The sequence below is a fragment of the Mesorhizobium sp. M4B.F.Ca.ET.203.01.1.1 genome (assembly GCF_004791025.1).
GTDB lineage: Bacteria > Pseudomonadota > Alphaproteobacteria > Rhizobiales > Rhizobiaceae > Mesorhizobium > Mesorhizobium abyssinicae.
The window spans coordinates 1-345 of the sequence record NZ_SRUO01000148.1; the positions used below are offsets into that span (position 1 = coordinate 1).

The 345-nt window shown below is 64.3% G+C and carries 1 pseudogene; it reads left to right on the forward strand.

The window, feature by feature from the left end:
• Window positions 1-27: 27 nt before the first annotated feature.
• A pseudogene (locus tag EN846_RS34050) lies at window positions 28-345 on the forward strand (DNA-binding protein); the annotation flags it as partial.

Consider the following 345-nt stretch of genomic DNA (forward strand, 5'->3'; position numbering starts at 1 on the left):
CACCTGGCAACCCTGCCGACGCTATGCATGGAATACCGGGACGGCGCCGCCGATTTGGTGACCATCGATGCCAAGCCCTTGCCCCATGCAGAAGACCAAAGCTTTGCTGGCACCGTACGCCTGGATATTGCCGGCATCGGAGCCTTGACCCTGCGATCGAATCGGCCGCAGCAGGCCGACCGGACCAGCGAAGACGCCGAAGCGAAGCACCGCAGCCTGCTTGCGTCCCTCGGTGTCGATAGCCTCAGGACGGCACGCCAGCGCCTAGTGGAAGCGCGCGACAAAGCTACCGAACTGGGCTTGGCGCGTCAGCGACTTGCCGATCTCGCGCCAGATCGGAAGAGC